This window comes from Vulcanococcus sp. (assembly GCF_044369115.1).
In the GTDB taxonomy this organism is placed as follows: domain Bacteria; phylum Cyanobacteriota; class Cyanobacteriia; order PCC-6307; family Cyanobiaceae; genus Vulcanococcus.
On sequence record NZ_JBIPMN010000154.1, the window covers coordinates 1 to 6308 of the forward strand.

Consider the following 6308-nt stretch of genomic DNA (forward strand, 5'->3'; position numbering starts at 1 on the left):
TTGGCTTCAGCCCCGCAGCGCAGGCTGGATCGATCACCGCCGAATCGATCTGGGACAAAAAGAACGCGATCCAGCGTGCTCAGGAACAACTACCCGCCAACGCCACGGTGACCAACACCCACTGCACAGTGGTGAACGTGCGCATCGGCAACTACCGCTACATCTGCACGCTCGACTACACCACCACGCCAGCCGCCACCCCTCCCAGCAGCGCTAGCCCCAGCAGCGGATCCAGCGCACCGGCTCCCTAGCCAGCGGCTGGGGAACCAGCGCCAGCACCAGCTCCAGGCTGCAGTGCTGATACTGCGGATGGACCGCCAGCCAGCAGCTGTAGGTGCGGTTCAGCCGCCTGCGTTTGGGCGCCGTGAAGCTGGCCACGCCCCAGCCATCCACACCGCGCCTGCCGCGACTTTTCACCTCCACCAGCAGCAGGCGCTGGGGTTTGTGCAGCAGCAGATCCAGCTCACCCCAGCGGCAACGCCACTGCTGCGCCAGCACTTGCCAACCAGCGGTCTGGAGCAGGCGCAGTGCCCGTTGCTCAGCCCAGTTGCCGCGCCGCTGACTTGTGCTGATCGCCATCGCTGCCGAGGTGTGCTTCCTCTGAGCATTCCCCTGGCCTCACTCGCCGGGCCACTGGCCACGCAGGGCACGCAAGCAGTATTTGCAGCCTCCGGTGGTGACCAGATGCCGCTCGGGCGTGATCGAAATCCAGCGCACCGGATGCTCGCGGCAGCGGATCTTGATCGGTGTTTTGAAGCTCTTGTAAACGATGGCGCTGTAGTCGTAGCGCTCACCAAACCGGGAGCGGGCCCGAGCCAGGAAGGTGTCTTTGTCGATCGGATTGCCCATCGCGAACGCTCGCTGTTCGATCCGACGCCCAAAGGACTTGCCTCCACCGATGCATTGCTGCGCAGGGGGTGCATTGCCGCGGAGACTAGGAGAAGCCCTTCGCTGCGTTGGTGCTGATCGCGACAGGCTGCCTAGGGTTGGCCGACCCGATGCCGTTCTGATGGGCCGCCTGCTGCGACCGCTGTTCAAGCGCCTACTCATGCCTGTGTTGACGCTCTGGCTCCCAGCGGCACTGCTGCTGATGCCGCCAGCCGCCCAGGCCGCGATGGACTACGCCAAGCAGGTGCTGATCGGCCACGACTTCGCCGGCGTGGATCTGCGCGGCGCCACCTTCAACCTCACCAACTTGCGCGAAGCCGATTTCCATGGCGCTGACCTACGCGGCGCCAGCCTGTTTGGGGCAAAGCTGCAGGATGCCGACCTCTCAGGCACCGATCTCACCGACGCCACCCTCGATTCAGCCGTGCTCGACGGCACGGATCTGCGCAATGCCGTGCTCGAGAACGCCTTCGCCTTCAACACCCGCTTCAACAACGTGCTGATTGAAGGGGCTGATTTCACCAACGTGCCCTTCCGCGGGGATGTGCTGAAAACGCTCTGTGCCAGCGCCAGCGGCACCAACCCCGTGACTGGCCGCAACACCCGCGACACTCTCGAGTGCGGCTGAGGAGACCCACGCCATGAGCTTTGATGCCCGCAGTCTCGAGCGCCTGCAGCAGCTTGGCCGCAGCCTGCCCAAACCGCTCCCCAAGCCAGAACTGCCGCCCGCAGCTGCAGCGGCTCCCGCCAGCCAGAAGCGGCACCGGGTGGAAACGGAAACCGATCCCCAGGCCCTGTTCCGCGAGCTGATGCAGGTGAGCCCTGATGGCAGCGTCCCGCCGCACCTCCTCGATCGCCTGCGCCAGGCGGAAGCCGATCAGCAGCGGGTCCGCCAGGCTGAGCAACGTCGCGAGCTCCAACGGCAGAACCCAAAGGGCTCCACGGCCCCCGGAGGGCTGCAGCCGCGCGGCGCCAGCAACGAACTGCGCCCTAACCGCCAGCTGCGCGCTCCCGCCAGCAGCGAGGAGCGCGAGCTCTACACCGCCTTCCAGCAACTGCTCCTGGAAGGCGACGAGGAGGAGTGAAGGCGTAGCCACTGACCTGGGTTGCCGTACTGCAGGTGCCGGAAGTCACCCGGCAGCGCTCTCGCACGGCGGATATCCATAGATATCCGGCGCGGGACACAACCCCGAACGCCACCACCCCAGCAAAGCAACACCGACAATTAATACATCCGTACTAAACTGCGATCTGATAATCGGGTGGCGGATTGATGCCTGCTGCGGGCCCTCGGCCGATGCCTCTGCGCCGCGAGCGCCCGTGCTTAAGGCTGCCCCTAGCTGCCAGCACTGTGGCCGCCGGCTTTCCAAGCCCCGCCGACGACTACATCGATGTCGGCATCGATCTCAACGAGGCGCTGATCCGCCACCCGAGCAGCACCTTCTTCCTGCGGGTGAGCGGCGATTCGATGATCGATGCAGGCATCCAGCACGGCGACCTATTGGTGGTGGACCGCAGTTTGGAAGCCCGCCCCGGTCAAATCGTGGTGGCAGTGCTCGATGGGGCTTTCACCCTCAAGCGCCTGGCGCGCCACCAGGGCCGGCTACGGCTGGAGGCGGCCAACAGCGCCTACCCGCCGCTGGAGCTGCACCAATGCGCCGACGTGCAGATCTGGGGCGTGGCCATCCATGTGATCCACTCGCTCGGGCGCCATGGCTGATGTGCTGGCGCTGATCGATGCCAACAATTTCTACGCCTCCTGCGAGCAGGCCTTCGAACCGGCCCTGATCGGCCGCCCCGTGGTGGTGCTCTCCAACAACGACGGCTGCGTGGTGTCGCGCAGCAGCGAAGCGCGGCAACTGGGCATCGGCATGGGCAAGCCCTACTTCCAGATCGCGGGGCAGCTGGCCAGCCACGGCGTGGTGGTGCGTAGCTCCAACTACGCCCTCTACGGCGACATGAGCCAGCGGCTGATGAGCAGCCTCGAGCCATTCGTGGCGGAGCTGGAGGTGTATTCAATCGACGAGGCCTTCGCGAGGCTGCCGCGCCCACGCTGCGGCGACCTCAGCGCCTGGGCCGCAGAGCTGCGCAGCCGCATCCGTCACAATCTTGGCCTACCGATCGCCATTGGCCTCGCCCCCAGCAAGGTGCTGGCGAAAGTGGCCAACCGGATCGCCAAGGGCGATCGCTGCCACGCCGGCGTGTTCGACCTGGGCCGTGAAGTCAACCCCGACCCCTGGCTGGAGCAAACCCCCGTGGAGGAGATCTGGGGCGTGGGCCGCCAGCTGGGCCACTGGTGCCGGCTGCGGGGTATCGCCAATGCCCGCCAACTGCGCGACATGGCCAGTGGCGAGCTGCGGGCCAAGGCTGGCGTGGTGGGCCTGCGGCTGCAACTGGAGCTGCAGGGGGTGAGCTGCCTACCCCTGGAGGAAGGTCCCACGGCGAAGCGGGAAACCTGCGTGAGCCGCAGCTTCAGCCGCCCGATCACCGATGCCGGCGAACTACGCCAGGCGGTGGCCAGCTATGTGGTGAGGGCCGCCGAAAAACTGCGCCATCAGCGGCAGTGCAGTGGTCGGCTCACCGTGTTCGCCCGCACCAGCCCCTTCAGCCCAGGCTTCTACAGCCAGGCGGCCGGCACCAGCCTGCCCGTGGCCAGCAACGACACAGCCGTGCTGCTGCAGGCAGCCCTGCCCCTGGTGGGGCTGATCTACCGACCCCACAAACGCTTTGCCAAAGCCGGGGTGCTGCTGCAGGACCTGCAGAGCCAGGAGCAGCTGCAGCACCATCTGCTGACACCGCTGCCGGAGGCGGAACAACAGCGGCGCGCAGACCTGATGCAACGCATCGATGGCCTCAACCGCCGTTATGGGCGGGGCACAGTGCAGTGGGCCGCCTGCGGGATGACGCCCGGCTGGATGATGCGGCGCGAGCAGCTCTCGCGTGCCGCCACCACCCGCCTGGCCGATCTGCCCACGGCCTGGGCCCGCTAAGGCTCAGGGCTGGCCGTACTTCTCGAGGCTCTGCTTGGTGCAGAAGGTTTTGGCCTGCTCGATGCTCTGGCGGTTCTTCACCTGCTCCACCACGCAATTACAAGTATCGGCCACCATGCCATCAGGCGGGGTTTTGCCGGCTTTCTGGAAGTCCTCGCGCATGGCAGCGGAGCACTTATTAAGGATGATCTGGTCGATCATGCTGGCCTGCGCGGGGGCGGCGAGGCCAGCCACAACAGCAGCTGCCAGCAACGACACAGTGCTGCGAAGAAGGGAAGAAAATGGCATCGATGTGTCTTACCAGAACTGAGGGCGATCAGGTTCAGGCCGTGAGCGAATCCGCTTGCTCCTGCAGCACATCTTCAAAACCGGCGCGGCGCTGCTGATCAAGGTGGGCGATGTGCTGGCGCTCGTTGTAATAGAGCTCCTGGAAGCGCAGGGCATCGCCGTTGAGATCGGCGAACATCGCTTCAATGCGCGCTTCCATATCGAGGGCAGCGGGCTGAGGGGCGCGACTGGGATCGCCATCGCAAGGAGCATGAGCCGGCGTATCGGCCGTTCCAGAGCCCGCTTCCAGTAGGCGGGCAATACAACGCTCGAGGGTTTCCAGGCGCTGGGCACTCCAGGCATTAAGCAGATGCCGGCAACGCTTGAGGCTGCGCTGGCGCTCGAGCGAAGCCGTAGCTCCGCGCAACTGCAACTGGGGGTTAGCCAATGCCAAACGCTGCACGTCGGTGGGCTCCAGCAACGGAGTGAGCCGCGTGAGCAAATCCGAAGGAACCTCCGCATCGCTGAGCAGCAGCTGATCAGACAGCAGGCGCGGGAGATCCAGATCCGCCAGCTCCACGCCCGGATCAATGCCGCGGTTGATCGTTTCAAGGCGGCCCACCCCCAAGTTGTCCTCCTCGAGGGCACTGATCGCCGCCCAGAGCTGACGGTGGTGAGCAATGGCGAAATCATCGAGCTCGCGGCGGCGCAACTCAGCGCGGATGGCACCGCGGTGCGTGGGGCAGTGCAGATAGAGGCGCAGCAGCTCAGCTTCCGCGCGCTCGCGCAGGCCGGCTTCACCGGGCTGCTCCCAGCGTTGGGAGCGGCCATGCCAGCGCTGCCCTTTCACCTGCTGGCGCAGGTCGTCTTCCAATTGCAGCGCCAGGCGCGCTTGACCGCCACTGAGCCGCTCAGCCACCTGCTGCAGGTAGCGGGAGCGCACGGCGCTGGCGGGCAGCTTACCCAGCAGAACAACCAGCTCACTCACCACCTGCTGGAACTGATCAGAGCGGGTCAGATCGCGACCTTCGAGCGCCTGATCGATCTGCCAATCGAGCCAGAGCGGCGCCTGATCCAGCAGAGAGCGGTAGTCACCGGCACCGTGTTCCTTGAGGAATTCGTCGGGGTCTTTGCCGGCGGGCAGGTGCAACACCCGCAGCTCCAGCTGACCCTGCAGCGCCAGCTGCTCCACCTCACCGATGGCCCGTTGAGCGGCGCGCACGCCGGCGCGGTCGGTGTCGAAGTTGAGGATCAGCCGCTTGCCATCGCAGCAGCGGCAGAGCTGGGTGATCTGCTGGCTGCTGAGGGCGGTGCCCAAGGCCGCCACTGCATTGGTAATGCCGGCGGCGTGCAGGGCGATCACATCGAAATAGCCCTCGACAACCACCGCTCGGTCGTCCTTGCGGATGGCATTCACCGCCTTATCAAGGCCGAACAGGTGCTTGCCTTTTTCGAACACCTCCGTTTCCGGAGAGTTCAGATATTTAGGTTCACCACCATCGAGGCTGCGGCCGCCAAAGCCGATGATCCGGCCCTGGCGATCGCAGATCGGCACCATCACCCGGTGGCGAAAGCGGTCGTAGAAGCCATCGCCGCCGCGGCGCGGCACCACCAAGCCGGCCGCCTCCAGCAGCTCCGGCGAGAGCCCCTCCACCTGCTGAAGGTGGTTAAGCAGCCCATCCCAGCGCTCCGGCGCATAACCAAGGCCAAAGCTCTCGAGCGTGGTTTCGCTCAGGCCCCGCTGCTCGCGCAAATAGGCCAGAGCACCGACCCCCTCCGGGCTGCGCAGCTGGCTGCGGAACCAGCCGGCAGCCAGAGACAGGGCCTTATGGAGCCGCTCACGGCGTGAGAGCTGCTGGCGTAGACGCTCCTGCTGGGGGCCCTCGAGGGTTTCGACCGGCAGCTGGTATTTGCGCGCCAGCTCCAGCACCACATCGCTGAAACTCTGGCGCTGCAGTTCCATCAGGAACTTGATCGCATTACCGCCGGCCCCGCAGGAGAAGCAGTAGTAGAACTGCTTCGCAGCCGACACCGTCATCGACGGCGATTTGTCGTCGTGGAACGGGCAGACGCCGACGAATTCCCGGCCCTTCTTCTTGAGCACCACGTGCTCACCCACCACATCAACGATGTCAGCGCGTTCTTTAACGGCCTCGATCGTGC

Annotated in this window: 9 protein-coding genes; 5 read left to right on the top strand and 4 right to left on the bottom strand. The window is 65.6% G+C overall.

Translation table 11 applies throughout. The features are described from left to right. On the top strand, nt 1–251 hold a 251-nt coding region (locus ACIQ2E_RS11405; RefSeq protein WP_398330463.1), incomplete at its 5' end, for a hypothetical protein. Here ACIQ2E_RS11405 and ACIQ2E_RS11410 read toward each other — a convergent pair. Together ACIQ2E_RS11410 and ACIQ2E_RS11415 are read right to left on the bottom strand one after the other, a co-directional pair. Continuing rightward, a complete protein-coding gene (locus ACIQ2E_RS11410; protein WP_398330466.1) occupies nt 214–579 on the bottom strand; it encodes a YraN family protein in 366 nt (121 codons plus the stop codon). The two genes, ACIQ2E_RS11405 and ACIQ2E_RS11410, sit on opposite strands and share 38 nt — an antisense overlap. A gap of 39 nt (nt 580–618) precedes the next feature. After that, nucleotides 619–849 carry a hypothetical protein gene (locus ACIQ2E_RS11415; RefSeq protein ID WP_398330469.1) on the bottom strand — a complete coding sequence of 77 codons (231 nt, stop codon included), beginning with the start codon at nt 847–849 and terminating at the stop codon, nt 619–621. Between the two features lie 160 nt (nt 850–1009). On the opposite strand from ACIQ2E_RS11415, the gene ACIQ2E_RS11420 reads away from it, so the two are divergent. The 4 genes from ACIQ2E_RS11420 to ACIQ2E_RS11435 all read left to right on the top strand — a co-directional run bounded on the left by ACIQ2E_RS11420 (nt 1010) and on the right by ACIQ2E_RS11435 (nt 3878). Then, nucleotides 1010–1516: a pentapeptide repeat-containing protein gene (locus ACIQ2E_RS11420; RefSeq protein WP_398330472.1), complete on the top strand. Its 507-nt coding sequence runs from the start codon at nt 1010–1012 to the stop codon at nt 1514–1516. A gap of 13 nt (nt 1517–1529) precedes the next feature. Next, nucleotides 1530–1973, top strand: coding sequence for a hypothetical protein (locus ACIQ2E_RS11425; RefSeq protein WP_398330475.1), 444 nt, complete (start codon nt 1530–1532; stop codon nt 1971–1973). 188 nt (nt 1974–2161) lie between these two features. Then, nucleotides 2162–2608, top strand: a complete 447-nt coding sequence (locus ACIQ2E_RS11430; RefSeq protein WP_398330477.1) for a LexA family protein — start codon at nt 2162–2164, stop codon at nt 2606–2608. Next, nucleotides 2601–3878 carry a Y-family DNA polymerase gene (locus tag ACIQ2E_RS11435; RefSeq protein ID WP_398330480.1) on the top strand — a complete coding sequence of 426 codons (1278 nt, stop codon included), beginning with the start codon at nt 2601–2603 and terminating at the stop codon, nt 3876–3878. The genes ACIQ2E_RS11430 and ACIQ2E_RS11435 overlap by 8 nt, the downstream gene beginning before the upstream one ends. A 3-nt stretch (nt 3879–3881) precedes the next feature. Here the strand turns inward: ACIQ2E_RS11435 and ACIQ2E_RS11440 are convergent, their stop codons facing one another. Both ACIQ2E_RS11440 and dnaG read right to left on the bottom strand, forming a co-directional pair. Then, nucleotides 3882–4079, bottom strand: coding sequence for a hypothetical protein (locus ACIQ2E_RS11440; protein WP_398330483.1), 198 nt, complete (start codon nt 4077–4079; stop codon nt 3882–3884). Nucleotides 4080–4200: 121 nt separating this feature from the next. Further along, a partial coding sequence (dnaG, locus tag ACIQ2E_RS11445) for a DNA primase (protein WP_398330486.1) occupies nt 4201–6308 on the bottom strand: 2108 nt, incomplete at its 5' end.

What these genes read in the sequence shown, in the direction of transcription:
- ACIQ2E_RS11410 (WP_398330466.1), bottom strand. Translation starts at nt 579, where the DNA reads ATGGCGATCAGCACAAGTCAGCGGCGCGGCAACTGGGCTGAGCAACGG.
- ACIQ2E_RS11415 (WP_398330469.1), bottom strand. Translation starts at nt 849, where the DNA reads ATGGGCAATCCGATCGACAAAGACACCTTCCTGGCTCGGGCCCGCTCC.
- ACIQ2E_RS11420 (WP_398330472.1), top strand. Translation starts at nt 1,010, where the DNA reads ATGGGCCGCCTGCTGCGACCGCTGTTCAAGCGCCTACTCATGCCTGTG.
- ACIQ2E_RS11425 (WP_398330475.1), top strand. Translation starts at nt 1,530, where the DNA reads ATGAGCTTTGATGCCCGCAGTCTCGAGCGCCTGCAGCAGCTTGGCCGC.
- ACIQ2E_RS11430 (WP_398330477.1), top strand. Translation starts at nt 2,162, where the DNA reads ATGCCTGCTGCGGGCCCTCGGCCGATGCCTCTGCGCCGCGAGCGCCCG.
- ACIQ2E_RS11435 (WP_398330480.1), top strand. Translation starts at nt 2,601, where the DNA reads ATGGCTGATGTGCTGGCGCTGATCGATGCCAACAATTTCTACGCCTCC.
- ACIQ2E_RS11440 (WP_398330483.1), bottom strand. Translation starts at nt 4,079, where the DNA reads ATGATCGACCAGATCATCCTTAATAAGTGCTCCGCTGCCATGCGCGAG.